Consider the following 17,193-nt stretch of genomic DNA (forward strand, 5'->3'; position numbering starts at 1 on the left):
ACCTCATCAATATTTATACCGCATACCGGCAAGCACTCATGTAACACCTTGTTCCAGGAGGACTTATCTATGAATCAGCTAGACAGTATCAAGCAGTTCACCACCGTGGTCGCCGACAGCGGCGACATCGAATCCATCCGCCACTACCATCCGGAAGATGCCACCACTAACCCCTCCCTGCTGCTGAAGGCCGCCGGCCTGGCGTCCTATAGCGGACTCATTGACGACGCGATCGCCTGGGCGAAAAAGCAAGGAGGCGGCCGTGAAGCGCAGGTGACTCACGCCTGCGATAAGCTGGCGGTCAATTTTGGCGCGGAGATCCTCAAAAGCATTCCGGGCCGGGTTTCCACCGAGGTAGACGCCCGGCTCTCCTTCAACCGGGAGAAGAGCATCGAGAAAGCGCGCCATCTGGTGGCGCTGTATCAGGAGATGGGCATTGATAAGTCACGGATCCTGATCAAGCTGGCCTCCACCTGGGAGGGGATCCGTGCCGCCGAGACCCTGGAAAAAGAGGGGATCCACTGCAACCTGACGCTGCTGTTTTCCTTCGCCCAGGCCCGGGCCTGCGCCGAAGCCGGGGTCTATCTGATCTCCCCTTTCGTCGGACGTATTTATGACTGGTATCAGGCGCGCAAACCGCTGGATCCTTACGTGGTTGAGGAAGATCCGGGGGTGAAATCCGTGCGCAATATCTATGACTACTTCAAACAGCACAAATACAACACCATCGTGATGGGCGCCAGCTTCCGCCGCACCGAGCAGATCCTTGCCCTGGTCGGCTGCGACCGGCTGACCATCGCCCCGCCCCTGTTAAAAGAGCTGCAGGCCAGCGACGCCCCGGTGGTGCGCAAACTGATCCCTGCCAGCCAGATCCTGCCGCGCCCGGTGCCGCTCAGCGAGGCGGAGTTCCGCTGGGAACATAATCAGGATCCGATGGCGGTCGAAAAGCTGGCGGAGGGTATCCGCCTGTTCGCCGTCGATCAACGCAAACTGGAAGATCTGCTTGCCGCCAAACTGTCACTTTAGTCTCACGGAGAAAACTATGTCCCGAAGAGAGCTTGCCAACGCCATCCGCGCCCTGAGCATGGACGCGGTGCAGAAAGCCAATTCCGGCCACCCCGGTGCGCCAATGGGGATGGCAGACATTGCCGAAGTGCTGTGGAACGATTTTCTCAAGCACAATCCGCAGAACCCTGGCTGGGTGGACCGCGACCGTTTTATTCTGTCCAACGGCCACGCGTCGATGCTGCTCTACAGTCTGCTGCACCTGTCCGGCTACGATCTGCCGCTGTCAGAGCTGAAGCAGTTCCGCCAGCTGCACTCTAAAACGCCGGGTCACCCGGAGCATGGCTATACCCCCGGGGTGGAGACCACCACCGGCCCGCTGGGCCAGGGGCTGGCGAACGCCGTCGGTATGGCCATCGCCGAACGCACCCTGGCGGCGCAGTTTAACCGCCCCGGTCATGAGATTATCGACCATCACACCTGGGTTTTCATGGGCGATGGTTGTCTGATGGAGGGGATCTCCCATGAGGCCTGTTCGCTGGCAGGCACGCTCGGACTGGGCAAGCTGATCGGTTTTTACGACCACAACGGCATCTCCATCGACGGCAAAACCGACGGCTGGTTTACCGATGATACGGCAGAACGTTTCCGCGCCTACCACTGGCACGTGATCGGCGACATTGACGGCCACGATCCGCAGGCCATCAAACAGGCCATTACGGAAGCGCAGGCGGTGAAAGATAAGCCGTCGCTGATCATTTGTCGGACCATCATCGGCTTCGGTTCGCCCAACAAAGCCGGCTCAGAGGAGTCGCACGGCGCGGCGCTGGGTGAAAAAGAGGTGGCCCTGGCCCGCCAGCAGCTGGGCTGGAAACATCCCCCCTTTGAGATCCCGAAAGAGATCTATCAGGGCTGGGATGCGCGTCCACGCGGCGAAAAAGCCGAGCACGACTGGAACGAGAAATTCGCCGCCTACCGGCAGCAGTTCCCGGAGCTGGCCGCTGAGCTGACCCGCCGCATGGATGGCGCCCTGCCGGAGGATTTTGCCGCGACCGCCCGCGACTACGTGGCGAAGCTGCAGGCCGAGCCGGCGAAGATCGCCAGCCGGAAAGCCTCGCAGAACGCGCTGAACGCGTATGGCCCGCACCTCCCGGAGCTGCTGGGCGGTTCGGCGGATCTGGCGCCGAGTAACCTGACCATATGGTCTGGCTCGACATCGATTAAAGAGGATGCCGCGGGCAACTATATTCACTACGGCGTGCGCGAATTCGGCATGACCGCGGTGGCCAACGGCATCGCCCTACACGGGGGATTCATCCCCTATACCTCGACCTTCCTGATGTTTGTGGAATACGCCCGCAACGCCGCGCGCATGGCGGCGCTGATGAAGGCCCGGCAGATCATGGTCTATACCCATGACTCCATCGGTCTGGGGGAAGACGGTCCGACCCACCAGGCGGTGGAACAGCTGGCCAGTCTGCGGCTGACGCCCAACTTCAGCACCTGGCGCCCATGCGACCAGGTGGAGACCGCTGTCGCCTGGCAGGCGGCCATCGCGCGTCAGGGCGGACCGACGGCGCTGATCCTGTCGCGACAAAACCTGGCGCAGATGCCGCGCACCCCGCAACAGGTGCAGGATATCGCCCGGGGCGGCTACGTGCTGAAGGATGCCGGAGGCAAACCCGACCTGATCCTCATCGCCACCGGCTCGGAAGTGGAGATCACCGTCCTGGCGGCGGAAAAATTGTTGGCCAACGGGGTGAATGTGCGAGTGGTTTCGCTCCCCTCCACCGATGTGTTTGACGCTCAGGACGAGGCCTGGCGCGAGTCGGTGCTGCCGTCGGACGTCAGCTCCCGGGTGGCGGTCGAGGCCGGGATAGCGGACTACTGGTATAAATATGTCGGCTTAAAAGGCAAGATTGTCGGCATGACCGGCTACGGTGAATCCGCCCCGGCGGAGCAGCTGTTCCCGTTCTTTGGCTTTACGGTCGACCATATCGTCGCCACCGCCGAACAGGTGCTTAACGGGTGATCCACAACGTGGGCCAGGCGTCTGGCCCCTGCCAGTTGTCGCACGTCGGCTGCTGCGCGTAGCGGGAGAGGCTGAACCGCTGGCCGTCAAAACGCCAGCGGGTCTGGATCCCGCAATCGCCAGACGCGCGCCCCTTGTCCAGGGTCACCAGCTCATGGCGGCGGTCATCATAGCTGGCGTTAATTAGCTCTATCTCCCGCGGCGCCTCGCCCGGCGGCTGAAATGGCAGCGTTAGCCGCACCTGGCGGGCGACATACGGGCGCTGGCGGGAGACCAGCCAGGCCAGCCAGACGGTGTTGTACGCCCCGGATTCGCAGCTGGTCATTAGCAGCACTTTGTCATCCGTCAGGGCAGTGACGCGAATTTCGCGGCGGAACGGATCGAGGGAGCAGTTACTGTTGCTCATCCGCTCATTGCCATAGTCCATCAGATCGTTGAGCTCATCACGCCCCAGCGGCGACTGCGCCATGTCTGCGCTCGCCACCGCGCGCAGCGCCGGCGCCGGCGGTACGCTGAGCGGCGGCTCCTCCCCTTTGCCAACCCAGGCCGTTTCGCTGCCCACCCGCTTTTGCCGGGCGTCGATAAAAAACAGGGCCGCTTTCAGCCCCTGCAGGGAGATAGTCTGCAGGCCGTTGGCCAACGAGAGGGTTTTTCCCTCCTGTACCCGCTGGAGGAACGCATCGATCGTCACGCTGTCGTCAGTTTTAATGAGTTTATCTTCAATGCGCCAGCGCTTGTCGGTCAGGGACAGCGGTTTACCATCCAGCAGCAGGCGCGGCGCTATCGGCGCGAGCGTCGCCACCGGATTGCCGGTGCCGCCCAGTTCGATACGCAGGCTGGCATCAGTAGCCGCCCCGGCGCTGCGGCTGAGGGTCATCACCAGACCATAATGCAGCCCCACGTTGCGGGTGACGCAGAAGTTTTGGTTATTACAGGTGACCTGCCAGTCGTTGAAGCGCTGCTGCGCCGGTGCCGACCATGCCTGTGAGCAAGGCAGCACCGCCAGAAAGAGGAAAAAAATGATGCGAAAAAGCATGAACCGCCCGACCCCAGATAAACCCAACCACGGCGCCTATCCTGGACAACGGCAGCCGCTGACTCAATCGGATTTGTCAGAGTTCCCCGACATCAGGCCAGAGGTTTGCAAATACTGCAGCAGAATGACCGCTTTCCCGTCGCGGATCTCCCCGTCAGCGACCATCTGCAGCGCCTGGCTAAAGGGCAGCTCCAGCACCTCGATGGCTTCGTCATCCACCCCGCCGCCGCTGGTCGTTCGCTGCGCGTCGCTGTACTCAGCGATAAAGAAATGCACCACTTCGGTGACGCCCCCTGGCGACATAAACAGCTCAAACAGCTTTCGCACCTCGCCCACTTCATAGCCGGTCTCTTCCACTGCCTCTTTACGAATGCAGGCCTCCGGCTCGTCGTTGTCCAGCAGCCCGGCGCAGGTTTCAATCAGCATGCCGTCATGATTGCCATTGACCCAGGTGGCGACCCGAAACTGACGCACCAGGACCACCGTCTGCTTATGGCGGTTATAGAGCAGCACGGTGGCGCCATTGCCGCGATCGTAGACCTCGCGCTTGTGGCGCACGACGCTGCCGTCCGCCCGCGTCAGCTCATAGGTCATGTTGCGTAGTACGAACCAGTTCTCAGAGAGGATTTTATCTTTAATGACGTGAATATTGAGTGACATACCGACCCCACAGCGTAAAAGGACGCCCTCATACTACGCTGCGGAGCCGGGTTTGTCGTCAGTGAAGCGGCGTCGTTTTCAGCCCCAGGTAGTCAAGGATCCCCTGCGCCGCGTGACGGCCTTCCGCCATCGCCGTCACCACCAGGTCGGCGCCGCGCACGGCATCGCCGCCGGCAAAAATCTTCTCCTGGCTGGTCTGATAACGGTAACGGCTCTCCACTCCGGCTTTAATACGCCCCTGGCTGTCCAGTGCCACCCCCGCAGCTTCCAGCCAGGGCATGCGGTGCGGGTGGAAGCCAAAGGCCATGATCACCGCATCTGCCGGCATAACAAACTCGCTGCCGGGGATCGGCGTCGGGCGGCGTCTTCCCCCGGCGTCCGGAGCACCCAGCTCGGTGCGCAAAAAGCGAACCCCGTTCACCCGCCCGTTCTCGTCCAGCTCAAGCGTCACCGGCTGGACGTTAAACTCAAAAAGCGCTCCCTCTTCGCGGGCGTTTTTGACCTCTTTTTTCGAGCCCGGCATGTTGGCTTCATCCCGCCGATAGGCGCAGGTCACCTGGCGGGCGCCATGGCGCAGCGCGGTACGCACGCAGTCCATTGCCGTATCGCCGCCCCCCAGCACCACCACGTTCAGCCCGGCGGTGTTGACATAAGGCTCCTGCGCCGATTCCGCCAGCCCCATCACCTGTTTGGTGTTGGCGATAAGAAACGGCAGCGCATCGTAGACCCCGGGGGCCTCTTCATTCGGCAGGCCGGCCTTCATGGAGCGATAGGTTCCGGCGCCGACGAACACCGCGTCATACTCGGCCAGCAGCGTCGCCAGAGGGATATCTTTCCCCACCTCGCAGTTGAGCTCAAAGCGGACGCCCATCTCGCTGAAAATCGCCCGCCGCCGGGTCAGCAGCGACTTATCCAGCTTGAACGCCGGAATGCCGAAGGTCAGCAGACCGCCGATCTCCGGATGGCGGTCAAAGACCACCGGCTGCACGCCGTGGCGCACCAGCACATCGGCGCAGGCCAGACCGGCCGGCCCGGCGCCGATAATCGCCACCCGTTTACCGTTCAGCTTAATCTGCGAGAGGTCCGGACGCCAGCCGCTGGCCAGCGCCTGGTCGGATATAAATCGCTCAATATTGCCGATGGTGACCGCACCGCTTTCCTCGCGCAGGGTGCAGGCGCCCTCACACAGCCGGTCCTGGGGGCAGACGCGGCCGGTGATCTCCGGCAGACAGTTGGTCTGATGGGACAGGGCGACCGCGGCGGCGATATCCCCTGCCTTCACCAGCTCGACCCACTGCGGAATAGTGTTATGTAGCGGGCAGGTCCATTCACAGATGCTGTGTTCTCCACATTTCAGGCAGCGGGCGGCCTGCTGCCGGGCCTGGGTCGGGCTGAACGGCTGATAGATCTCCTCAAAGTGGTTCTTGCGCACCTCCGCCGGCAGCTTATCCGGCTCTCCGCGCGGCGGCGTCATCGCCATCTGCCTGACCTTCTCGCCGGCGTCGGGCTGTCTGGCGGGGGCCGCGCCGCGCTGCCACGGCTGCGCCTCCTGGCAGGCCGAACGCAGACGCCGCTGCCTGGCCATCGTGGTCAATGTCTCATCGTCGGCGAGGGTCAGCGCCTGCGCCGGACAGTTTTCCACACAGGCCGGTCCCGCCTCGCGGCCCGCGCACAGATCGCATTTCTGCGCGCTGGCTTTCACCTGGCCTGCGGCCTGCGGCGTCACCACCACCTCCATCACCCCGAACGGGCAGGCCACCATGCAGGATTTACAGCCAATGCATTTCTCCTGACAGACCTGAACGCTGTCGCCAGTCTGGGCGATGGCGCCGTTGGGGCAGCTGCGGAGGCAGGGGGCGTCTTCGCAGTGGCGGCAGGTGATGGCGTTACGCTGCCCCTCTGCTTTAATCACGGTGATACGTGGCAAAAAGCGCTGCGGGGTCAGCGCATGTTGCTCCTCGTTATGCGCCATTACGCAGGCCACTTCGCAGGCCTGGCAACCGATACATTTTCGGCTATCGCTCAATATAAAGTGGTTCATGGCTTCCTTTTGTCTTATTGGTGAATAACCCCTTAATGCGCATGCCTATTTATTACCCGACAAGACGAGGCCGGAACAATGTTCATTTGCCCAGGATACCCTTTTTCTGGAAAGAATCCGTTTTGGATCAATTTTTTTGACTTATATGAAATCAGGTTTCACACCGGCAAGGGATAATGCGTCCCCGGGTGCGGCGGGCGAAGCGGTGTGGCCGACCTGGCGGCACGAAAGGTCGATGTTTCTTTACGATACGGCAAAAGCAACATGATAAATTACACTATCTCCTTAATTTCTCCACGATTGCCGGAGGCGCTGGCGCTAAAGTGGCACAGGCTGTGCAATAACAAGAACATGTGCATATGAGGTTTTCATTCTGATGGCGAATTTCTTTATCGATCGCCCCATTTTTGCGTGGGTGCTGGCAATCCTGTTATGCCTGACGGGCACCCTTGCCATTTTGTCGCTGCCAGTTGAACAGTATCCCGATCTGGCCCCGCCGAATGTACGGGTTACAGCCAACTATCCTGGCGCCTCCGCACAAACCCTGGAGAATACCGTCACCCAGGTTATCGAACAGAATATGACCGGCCTCGATAACCTGATGTATATGTCATCCCAGAGCAGCGCCACCGGCCAGGCGACCATCACCCTCAGTTTTACCGCCGGTACCGACCCGGACGAAGCGGTACAGCAGGTGCAAAACCAGCTGCAGTCGGCGATGCGTAAACTGCCGCAGGCGGTGCAAAACCAGGGGGTTACGGTACGCAAGACCGGCGATACCAATATCCTGACCCTCGCCTTCGTCTCCACCGACGGCAGTATGGATAAACAGGATATCGCCGACTACGTCGCCAGTAACATTCAGGACCCGCTCAGTCGCGTCAACGGCGTGGGGGATATCGACGCCTACGGCTCGCAATACTCAATGCGCATCTGGCTCGATCCGGCAAAGCTCAATAGCTTCCAGCTGACCACCAAGGATGTTACCGACGCTATTAGTTCGCAGAACGCCCAGATTGCCGTCGGCCAGCTCGGCGGCACGCCTTCCGTGGATAAGCAGGCGCTGAACGCCACCATCAACGCGCAATCTCTGCTGCAAACCCCGGAACAGTTCCGCAATATCACCCTGCGCGTCAATCAGGATGGCTCAGAGGTGACCCTCGGCGATGTCGCTACCGTGGAGATGGGGGCGGAGAAGTATGACTATCTTAGCCGCTACAATCGCCAGGCCGCCTCTGGCCTGGGAATTAAGCTCGCCTCCGGCGCCAACGAAATGGCCACCGCGGAGCGCGTGATCGCTCGCCTCAATGAGCTCTCGCAGTATTTCCCGCACGGGCTGGAATATAAAGTCGCCTACGAGACCACCTCCTTCGTGAAGGCTTCTATTACCGACGTGGTGAAAACCCTGCTGGAGGCGATCCTGCTGGTTTTCCTCGTGATGTATCTTTTCCTGCAGAACTTCCGCGCCACTCTGATCCCGACCATCGCCGTACCGGTGGTGCTGATGGGCACCTTCGCGGTGCTCTATGCCTGTGGTTACAGCATCAACACCCTGACGATGTTCGCGATGGTGCTGGCGATCGGCCTGCTGGTGGATGACGCCATCGTGGTGGTGGAGAACGTTGAGCGCATCATGAGCGAGGAAGGACTGTCGCCGCGGGAAGCCACCCGCAAATCGATGGGACAAATTCAGGGCGCGCTGGTGGGGATCGCGATGGTGCTGTCGGCGGTGTTTGTGCCGATGGCCTTCTTCGGCGGCACCACCGGCGCTATCTATCGCCAGTTCTCTATTACGATTGTCGCGGCGATGGTCCTCTCGGTGCTGGTGGCCATGATCCTCACCCCGGCCCTTTGCGCTACCCTGCTCAAGCCGATTAAACCAGGTGAATCCCATGAGCGAAAAGGCTTCTTCGGCTGGTTCAACCGCACCTTTAACCGCAGCGCCAGCCGCTATGAAACTTTCGTCGGCAAGATCCTTCACCGCTCGCTGCGCTGGATGCTGATCTACATCGTCCTGCTCGGCGGGATGGTGTTCTTGTTCCTGCATCTGCCCACTTCGTTCCTGCCGCTGGAGGATCGGGGGATGTTCACCACCTCGGTACAGTTGCCGAGCGGCAGCACCCAACAGCAGACGCTGAAAGTGGTACAGAAAGCGGAAGATTACTTCCTCAATAACGAGAAGCAGAACGTCGAGTCAGTGTTTGCTACCGTTGGCTCCGGCCCCGGCGGCAACGGGCAGAACGTAGCCCGCATGTTTGTGCGCCTCAAAGACTGGGACCAGCGCGATCCGCAAACCGGCTCCTCCTTTGCCATTATTGAACGCGCCACCAAAGCGTTTAATCAGATCAACGAAGCCCGGGTCATCGCCAGCAGCCCGCCGGCAATCAGCGGCCTCGGCAGTTCGGCAGGCTTCGACATGGAGCTGGAAGATCACGCCGGTAAGGGGCACGATGCGCTGATGGCGGCGCGCGATACGCTGCTTGAGCTGGCGGCTAAAAACCCGCTGTTGACCCGCGTCCGGCATAACGGGCTCGACGACAGCCCGCAGCTGCAGGTCGATATCGATCAGCGTAAAGCTCAGGCGCTGGGCGTCTCCATTGATGACATCAACGATACGCTGCAAACCGCCTGGGGGTCGAGCTACGTCAACGACTTTATGGATCGCGGAAGGGTGAAGAAAGTCTACGTCCAGGCGGCGGCGAAATATCGGATGCTGCCTGACGATATCAATCTCTGGTACGTCCGCAACAGCAGCGGCACGATGGTGCCGTTCTCGGCCTTCGCCACCTCGCACTGGGAGACCGGTTCGCCGCGCCTGGAGCGCTACAATGGCTACTCGGCGGTGGAGATCGTCGGTGAAGCGGCGCCGGGCATCAGTACCGGTACCGCGATGGACATGATGGAGAAGCTGGCCGCGCAGCTGCCGACCGGCTTTGGCCTCGAATGGACCGCCATGTCCTATCAGGAACGCCTCTCCGGCGCTCAGGCGCCGGCCCTGTACGCGATTTCCCTGCTGGTGGTGTTCCTGTGCCTGGCGGCGCTGTACGAGAGCTGGTCGGTGCCGTTCTCGGTGATGCTGGTGGTTCCGCTCGGGGTGATTGGCGCTCTGCTGGCGACCTGGATGCGCGGCCTGGAGAATGACGTTTACTTTCAGGTGGGCCTGTTGACGGTGATCGGCCTGTCGGCGAAAAACGCCATTCTGATCGTCGAGTTCGCCAATGAGCTTAACGAGAAAGGCCAGGATCTGCTCAGCGCCACGCTGTCGGCCTGCCGTCAGCGCCTGCGCCCTATCCTGATGACCTCGCTGGCGTTTATCTTCGGCGTGCTGCCGATGGCCACCAGCACCGGCGCCGGCTCCGGCAGCCAGCATGCGGTCGGCACCGGGGTGATGGGCGGGATGATCTCCGCCACCGTGCTGGCCATCTTTTTCGTACCGCTGTTCTTTGTGCTGGTGCGTCGCCGCTTTCCGCTGAAGGAGCGTCCGCAATAAACCGTCGGGCGACGGCGGCGAGCCGTAATAACAGAAAAGGCGACCTGGATGGTCGCCTTCTTTATGTGTTCAGAACCATGACGCGCTTATTTACGTCGCGTTATTCCCCTGCTCACATTGCGGAAATTTATTTACGAAGCATGCCTTCAATAAAATCTTTCCAGTTCCCCAGTTCATGTTCAATCATAATAGCCTCTCTTATTATTATGGTCGATTCTATATAACTTCATTGCTGATGGGAAGTTGTGCTCCCCTATTGCTCTGATTGTCTTGTGGACCGCTGACAGAGATAAAACCTCTGGTTGCCGCCACTATGCCGTCTCGTATGTAAAAATTATGTGATACAGAGCACCATCAAGCAACATTTTCGTAATATTGTTAATGCCCTCACATCATGCCCGCGGCTGGGCGAATTTTAATCACCCTAACGCATTGCATGAGATACCCGGTAAAAGGTTATATTTATTCATCTGAATCACGTATTATTTCAACAAGGCTTATATATTCGGAAATATCTGAGTTAACCGCTTAATTGAATGTTAAAGGTTTATCTATGCTCACCATGTACGGAATTAAAAACTGCGATACCATTAAAAAAGCCCGCCGCTGGCTGGAAGCACATCAGATTGACTATCGCTTCCATGACTACCGCACCGATGGCCTCGACCGCGCGCAACTGGATACCTTTATTGCCGAACTGGGCTGGCAGGCGCTGCTGAACACCCGCGGCACCACCTGGCGCAAACTGGACGAATCGCTGCGCAACAGCATCGATAATGCCGATGCCGCCGCCGCATTGATGCTGGAAATGCCGGCGATCATCAAACGCCCATTGCTCTGCGCGCCCGGTCGTCCTATGCTGCTGGGTTTTAGTGAAGCAAGTTATCAGCAGTTTAACGAGGTATAGTCTATGTCTTGCCCGGTCATTGAGCTGGCTCAGCAGCTTATTCGCCGCCCTTCCCTTAGCCCCGATGATGCGGGATGCCAGGCGTTAATGATTGAACGCCTGCGTGCGATCGGCTTTACCGTTGAACCGATGGATTTCGGCGATACGCAGAACTTCTGGGCCTGGCGCGGCCACGGCGAGACGCTGGCCTTCGCCGGCCACACCGACGTGGTCCCGGCAGGCGACGCCGACCGCTGGATCAACCCCCCGTTCGAACCCACCATCCGCGACGGGATGCTGTTTGGCCGCGGGGCGGCGGATATGAAAGGCTCGCTGGCGGCGATGGTGGTTGCCGCGGAGCGTTTTGTCGCGCAGTACCCGAACCACCGGGGCCGACTGGCGTTTTTGATCACCTCTGATGAAGAGGCCAGCGCGAAAAACGGCACCGTCAAAGTGGTGGAGACGCTGATGGCGCGTAACGAGCGTCTGGACTACTGTCTGGTCGGCGAACCCTCCAGTACCGAAGTGGTCGGCGATGTGGTGAAAAACGGCCGCCGCGGCTCGCTTACCTGCAACCTGACCATTCACGGCGTACAGGGCCATGTCGCCTATCCGCACCTTGCCGATAACCCCGTCCATCGCGCCGCGCCGATGCTGGCGGAGCTGGTCAATATCGAGTGGGATAAAGGCAATGAATACTTCCCGCCGACCAGCATGCAGATTGCCAACGTGCAGTCCGGTACCGGCAGCAACAACGTGATCCCTGGCGATATGTTCGTCCAGTTCAACTTCCGCTTCAGTACGGAACTGACTGACGAGACGATCAAAGCCCGGGTGGTCGCCCTGCTGGAAAAATACCAGCTGCGTTACAGCGTGGAGTGGTGGCTCTCCGGACAGCCGTTCCTTACCGGACGGGGCAAGCTGGTGGATGCGGTCGTCAATGCCATTGAGCACTATAATGAGATCAAACCGCAGCTGTTAACCAACGGCGGCACCTCAGACGGACGGTTTATCGCGCGCATGGGGGCGCAGGTGGTTGAGCTGGGCCCCGTGAACGCCACGATTCACAAAATTAATGAATGTGTGAACGCCGCCGACCTGCAGCTGCTGGCGCGGATGTATCAACGCGTAATGGAACAGCTGGTCGCCTGACGTACTGACGTAAAGAGGAAGCGCGCATGGAATGGCTTATTAAACACTGGTGGATTCTGGTGCTGGTCTTTTTGGTGGGGGTAATTATCAACGTGATTAAAGATCTAAACCGCGTTGACCACAAAAAATTCCTCAACAACAAACCCGATCTGCCGCCGCACCGTGATTTTAACGATAAATGGGACGATGACGACGACTGGCCGAAGCACGACCAGTCGAAGAAACCGTAAGTTTGCCGTTATCGCGGTAGCGCCCGCCTGTAACCCCGCCCGCCGGGGTTACAGCATTTCGATGATATCGTCCCCTTTCGGCGTACTGCCGCTCAGCGCCTCATCAAAATAGTGCTTCGGCACGGTGTAGCGCAGTCGCTCGATCGCGAACTGCATGCTGCGATCGTCAATGGCATGCCCCAGATCGTCCACAATATCTAAGGTCACGTCGCCCCCCGCCTGCAACAGCGCCTCCTGTGCCGACACCGCCCACGCCAGATCGATAACCCGATCGTCACCACCGTGGATCAGGTGAATGGTGGTGGCCGTCGTTGCGGTAACCGGCAGCGTCGCGTAGCGGCCATTAAAGGCGATCACCCGCGAAGCCAGATCCGGCGCTGCTTTGATGCTTTCCAGCGACATGATCGCCCCCTGAGAGAAGCCGATCAGCGCGGTGGCCAGTGGGCTGATGCCGCTCTTTTCCTGCCAGTAGCGCACAATTTCAATAAAGGTCGGCATAATGGCGTCGATACGCTGCTGACGATTCTCTTCCGTCACTCCCTGCACCGAAAACCACTGCCGACCGTCAGGACCGCAAGGCTCCACCCCGCCAATGCTCACGATCAGCGCATCAGGAAACTGCGGCGCGAACCAGCTGCCAATTTGCCCCATGGAGACCGGGTTATCCCCCACGCCATGAAACAGCAGCAACAGCTGTTGCGCAGGCGTCGCAGGGCTTTGAACAATAAAATGATCGTGTTTCATGGCTGTCTCCTTAGTGTATGCGGGCAGTGTACGCCGCTCGCCAGATATGACCATGCCATTTAACTGAATGAGTTAGTTAAAAAAATTGCAGGTTCGCCACCTGCTGATGCAGCGCCTCGGCGCGCGCTGCATCGAGGAAGCGCAAGGCGTCAGCGGCCTCCTGACGCCATCTCGCCAGCAGGGCTTTACGCCCTGTTAGCTGCAGCGCGGCGCAGAGTTCGGCCTCTTCTTCCCCCTGCAGACGCCCGCGCAGGGCCGGCAACGGGATGTCGACCTGCAACAGCAGGCGATTGAGGCAACCCAGCGCCGCGGCCAGCGGGCGATGGGCGAAAGCAAAGCTCGCCGCTTCCAGCCAGTCCTCATCACTAAGCATAGCCCCTGAAACGGCCGGCAGCGGCGCGGACGCTTGCCGCCACGGGCGCAGCCAGTATTCATCACGCTGTAGCCGCTGTGCCTCCCGTTGCGCGAGCTGATGCCCCGCTGCAGTCAGCGGGAACAGAGCCATCGCGGTATAGCACCCGCTGCTGGCCTCACGATGGGTGCCCAGCCGCACGAGAATAAACCCACAGCGTTGCCAGAAGCGCCACAGCTCAGGGGTATAGCCAAAGCTGACGGAGAAATAATCATAACCTGCGGCATCGGCGGCGATATCGGCGATCATCTGCTGCCCAAGCCCTTCGCGCTGGCGGGCTGGGTGGACGGCGATCCGGCTGACCCGCAGCCCGCGCAGCGTCGCCGCCAGGGGAGTGCCGCCATGCGCCGCCAGCGACTGGGCGACCAGGTTCCCCCGTGGCCGGCGAAAACCCGCCCACACCGCCCGGCTGAGTTCGGGAGAAAGTCCCCCTTCGGCCACCAGCCACAGGGCGCCCGCCACCGCACCGCCGGCGCGAGCGCAGCGGAAAGCCTGGCCTGGAGCGTCCATCATGCGCCGCAGATCGAGAGGAGAAGTGCGGTAATGCGCCCCGGATAACAGCTGGTACATCGCTTCCGGCAGCGCCGGCTGCGTTTGCCAGCTGGACTGATTGACCGCCTCCAGGACTACCTCCCCCGTCGGCGCGTCGCGAAATGCCTCATCGCTGAAGATCAGCAGCTGGCTGATGGCCGACTCCAGCGGGCAGCCTGCGGCCCAGCGGATCGGCGCGCTCAGGCTGAACAATTGCAGATAGGGCAGGCTGGCGCAAAATTTCAGCAGGAACCCGCGACCGGTGCCCTCATAACCCTGCACCGTCGTGGTAAGTAGCGTGCGGGGAAAACGGCTAACCAGCTGCCGGAGAAGCGGAGCCGGTATAGCCGCGGCCTCATCGACAATCAGCCAGGACGCCTTTTCCTTCGACGACAGCAACGCATCAGGAGCCATAAAGCGAAACGCCTCGCCGGCAAAGCTCGCCAGCACGTCGACGGCGCTGCGGGTCGGGGCGGTAACGATGGCCTCGCCCGCGAGCTGGCGCAGCAGCATGCCCGCGAGGGCGGATTTCCCTCGCCCTCGTTCAGCCGTCACTGCTGCGATACCAGGCGGTAGACGCAATAATTGCCCAAGGATCGCCGCCTGTTCGGCCAGCGGGTGACCATCGGCGGGATGCCAGTCAGGGCGCCGGACGGCCAGCGGGAGCCGCGGCGAGTCCGACTGCCGCCAGAGCAGCACCTCGGGGTCGGCGATAAACTGCCGACAGCAGCGGAGAACAAAGTTGGGGGTAGAGATCGGGTCGGGCGTATCGCTCCAGCGCAGGGAGTCCTCATCCACCCGGGACGGCCAGTCGGCGAAAGAGGGCGTCAGCAGCACCAGCCAGCTTCCCGCCCGCAGCGTACCGCTCAGGGCCGCCAGGGCGGCCACATCAAACCCGCGCCGGGCATCGAAAAAGGCGTGCATCACTTCCCGCCCCAGCAGCGTCTTCAGGGCGCCAGGCGCCACGCCGGGCGCAGAAACCGGCTCGGAGCCCACCCACAGGCCATCGCCGCCGAGCCGCTCCCGCAGCGCCTGCGCCTGCTGCAGCGTCCAGGCCTCGTCGCCGCTGAGCACCAGCAGGCGGCGAATCCCCTCCCGCGCCATCTGCGCGGTGAGGTCAAGCAGCGCGTCCATCATCAGGGGCGATTACAGCGCGCTGCCGAAGGTGTTGCACTGCGCCGGGTCGCCGCTGTCGAAACCGCGTTTGAACCAGGTGTAGCGCTGTTTTGACGTTCCGTGGGTAAAGCTGTCCGGTACCACCCGCCCCTGGCTCTGCTGCTGCAGACGGTCGTCGCCGATGGCCTCGGCGGCGTTTAACGCCTCCTGCAGATCGCCGGTTTCCAGAATATCCTGCTGCTGCATATTATGCCCCCAGACGCCGGCGAAGCAGTCTGCCTGTAGCTCCATCTTAACCGACAGCCGGTTGGCTTCGGCCTCGGTGGCATGCTGCTGTTGCTGGCGAACCTTCGGCTCAATGCCCAGCAGTTTTTGTACGTGATGACCCACTTCATGGGCAATGACGTACCCCTGGGCAAAGTCGCCATCGGCGCCCAGTTTATTTTTCATCTCATCGTAGAATGACAGGTCGATATAGACCGTACTGTCGGCAGGACAGTAGAACGGCCCCATCACCGACTGGCCGGTACCGCAGCCGGTACGGGTCGCGCCGCGGTAGAGCACCAGCTTTGGCTGAGGGTACTGGCGGCCCATCTTTTCAAAAATCGGTCCCCAGGTATCTTCGGTGGTGGCCAGAATGACGGAAGTAAACTTCGCCGCTTCATCGTCTTTCGGACTGATGGAGCGCTGCGTGGAGGTCTGCTGCTGCGGCATCGGTTCGCCGGTCAACATGCCGGTCAAATCCACGCCGTAGTAGCCCGCCACCAGCACAATAATCAGCAGAACAATGCCGCCCTTCCCGCTCGGCAGACGGAAGCCGCCGCCCCCGCCGCCGCCAAACGGCGAGCCTGATTGTCCACGTCGATCTTCAACATTGTCGCTTTCGCGACGCCCTTGCCAGCGCATAAGCACCTCATTCCCTGTTATGTATCAATAGCAGAGATCGTAGGCGGTTCAGCGCAGGATTACCACAGGAAACAGCAAGAGACGCCAGAAGATGAGGCCATCTTCTGGCGGCGGGCGGGTTAGTCGAGCTTAACGCCCAGACGGTGAGCCACTTCTTCGTAGGCTTCGATCAGGCCGCCAAGGCTCTGGCGGAAGCGGTCTTTGTCCATTTTATCGAGGGTGTTTTTGTCCCACAGGCGGCTGCCGTCCGGCGAAAACTCATCGCCCAGGACCACTTCGCCTTTGAACAGACCAAACTCCAGCTTAAAGTCCACCAGAATCAGACCGGCGTCATCGAACAGCTTTTTCAGCACGTCGTTGGCTTTGTAGGTCAGCTCGCGCATCCGCGCCAGATTCTCTTTGCTCACCCAGCCGAAGGTTTCGCAATAGGAGTCGTTGACCATCGGATCGTGCATGGCATCGTTTTTCAGGAACAGATCGAACAGCGGCGGATTCAGCTCGATACCTTCTTCAATGCCTAAACGTTTTACCAGCGAGCCTGCCGCACGGTTACGCACCACGCACTCCACCGGCACCATATCCAGTTTTTTTACCAGGCATTCGGTATCGGAGAGCAGCGCTTCCATCTGGGTAGGGATGCCCGCTTCTGCCAGTTTGCTCATAATGAAGTGGTTGAACTTGTTATTCACCATGCCTTTACGATCGAACTGCTCGATGCGCGCGCCATCACCTGCTGACGTATCGTTACGGAATTCCAGTACCAGCAGGTCCGGATTATCGGTGCTGTATACTGTCTTCGCCTTACCACGATACAACTCAGCTTGCTTTTTCATCTTTCACTACTCCAGTGATATTGAGCCTAAAAATACGTTTCCACCTATACACAAAAATCATTCAAAGTGCATCGAGGCGGCAACTGAGCGAATCCCCAGGAGCTTACAAAAGTAAGTGA

General features: G+C 60.3%; 14 protein-coding genes. 6 read left to right on the forward strand and 8 right to left on the reverse strand.

The genetic code is table 11. From position 1 onward, the window contains the following. The first annotated feature begins 69 nt into the window (after positions 1-69). Positions 70-1,026, forward strand: a complete 957-nt coding sequence (gene tal, locus CE636_RS08320) for a transaldolase (protein WP_004201965.1) — start codon at positions 70-72, stop codon at positions 1,024-1,026. A gap of 16 nt (positions 1,027-1,042) precedes the next feature. Next, on the forward strand, positions 1,043-3,037 hold the full coding sequence (gene tkt, locus CE636_RS08325) for a transketolase (RefSeq protein WP_017900451.1): 1,995 nt from the start codon (positions 1,043-1,045) through the stop codon (positions 3,035-3,037). Here tkt and CE636_RS08330 read toward each other — a convergent pair. The 3 genes from CE636_RS08330 to aegA all read right to left on the reverse strand — a co-directional run bounded on the left by CE636_RS08330 (position 3,027) and on the right by aegA (position 6,774). Continuing rightward, positions 3,027-4,073, reverse strand: coding sequence for a DUF1176 domain-containing protein (locus tag CE636_RS08330; RefSeq protein WP_004201962.1), 1,047 nt, complete (start codon positions 4,071-4,073; stop codon positions 3,027-3,029). The two genes, tkt and CE636_RS08330, sit on opposite strands and share 11 nt — an antisense overlap. 63 nt (positions 4,074-4,136) lie before the next feature. Further along, the gene (nudK, locus tag CE636_RS08335) at positions 4,137-4,733 is read right to left on the reverse strand and encodes a GDP-mannose pyrophosphatase NudK (protein WP_002913754.1); all 597 of its coding nucleotides are present in this window, start codon (positions 4,731-4,733) and stop codon (positions 4,137-4,139) included. 58 nt (positions 4,734-4,791) lie between these two features. Further along, complete coding sequence (aegA, locus tag CE636_RS08340; RefSeq protein WP_004201961.1) at positions 4,792-6,774, reverse strand: formate-dependent uric acid utilization protein AegA; 1,983 nt, start codon at positions 6,772-6,774, stop codon at positions 4,792-4,794. 376 nt (positions 6,775-7,150) lie between these two features. On the opposite strand from aegA, the gene acrD reads away from it, so the two are divergent. Then, positions 7,151-10,264 carry a multidrug efflux RND transporter permease AcrD gene (gene acrD / locus CE636_RS08345; protein WP_017900450.1) on the forward strand — a complete coding sequence of 1,038 codons (3,114 nt, stop codon included), beginning with the start codon at positions 7,151-7,153 and terminating at the stop codon, positions 10,262-10,264. Between the two features lie 127 nt (positions 10,265-10,391). Here acrD and ypfM read toward each other — a convergent pair whose 3' ends face one another. Beyond that, complete coding sequence (gene ypfM, locus CE636_RS08350) at positions 10,392-10,451, reverse strand: protein YpfM (protein WP_100181659.1); 60 nt, start codon at positions 10,449-10,451, stop codon at positions 10,392-10,394. A gap of 366 nt (positions 10,452-10,817) precedes the next feature. Here ypfM and CE636_RS08355 point away from each other — a divergent pair, with 366 nt between their 5' ends. Genes CE636_RS08355 through CE636_RS08365 form a run of 3 tightly spaced genes read left to right on the forward strand, consistent with a single transcriptional unit; the run spans position 10,818 to position 12,532 of the window. Then, the gene (locus CE636_RS08355) at positions 10,818-11,171 is read left to right on the forward strand and encodes an ArsC family reductase (RefSeq protein ID WP_004201956.1); all 354 of its coding nucleotides are present in this window, start codon (positions 10,818-10,820) and stop codon (positions 11,169-11,171) included. 3 nt (positions 11,172-11,174) lie between these two features. Beyond that, a complete protein-coding gene (gene dapE / locus CE636_RS08360) occupies positions 11,175-12,302 on the forward strand; it encodes a succinyl-diaminopimelate desuccinylase (RefSeq protein WP_004201953.1) in 1,128 nt (375 codons plus the stop codon). Positions 12,303-12,328: 26 nt separating this feature from the next. Further along, on the forward strand, positions 12,329-12,532 hold the full coding sequence (locus tag CE636_RS08365) for a YpfN family protein (protein WP_002913768.1): 204 nt from the start codon (positions 12,329-12,331) through the stop codon (positions 12,530-12,532). A 48-nt stretch (positions 12,533-12,580) separates the two neighbouring features. Here CE636_RS08365 and ypfH read toward each other — a convergent pair whose 3' ends face one another. The 4 genes from ypfH to purC all read right to left on the reverse strand — a co-directional run bounded on the left by ypfH (position 12,581) and on the right by purC (position 17,074). Beyond that, a complete protein-coding gene (gene ypfH, locus CE636_RS08370) occupies positions 12,581-13,276 on the reverse strand; it encodes an esterase (RefSeq protein ID WP_004201952.1) in 696 nt (231 codons plus the stop codon). Between the two features lie 76 nt (positions 13,277-13,352). Then, positions 13,353-15,356, reverse strand: a complete 2,004-nt coding sequence (locus CE636_RS08375) for a tRNA(Met) cytidine acetyltransferase TmcA (RefSeq protein WP_017900449.1) — start codon at positions 15,354-15,356, stop codon at positions 13,353-13,355. 9 nt (positions 15,357-15,365) lie between these two features. Continuing rightward, on the reverse strand, positions 15,366-16,241 hold the full coding sequence (locus CE636_RS08380; protein WP_004201945.1) for a neutral zinc metallopeptidase: 876 nt from the start codon (positions 16,239-16,241) through the stop codon (positions 15,366-15,368). 119 nt (positions 16,242-16,360) lie between these two features. Beyond that, entirely contained in the window at positions 16,361-17,074 is a 714-nt protein-coding gene (gene purC / locus CE636_RS08385; protein ID WP_002913801.1) for a phosphoribosylaminoimidazolesuccinocarboxamide synthase, read from the reverse strand. Positions 17,075-17,193 lie beyond the last annotated feature (119 nt).

The sequence above is a fragment of the Klebsiella sp. LY genome, from assembly GCF_004010915.1.
GTDB lineage: Bacteria > Pseudomonadota > Gammaproteobacteria > Enterobacterales > Enterobacteriaceae > Klebsiella > Klebsiella quasipneumoniae.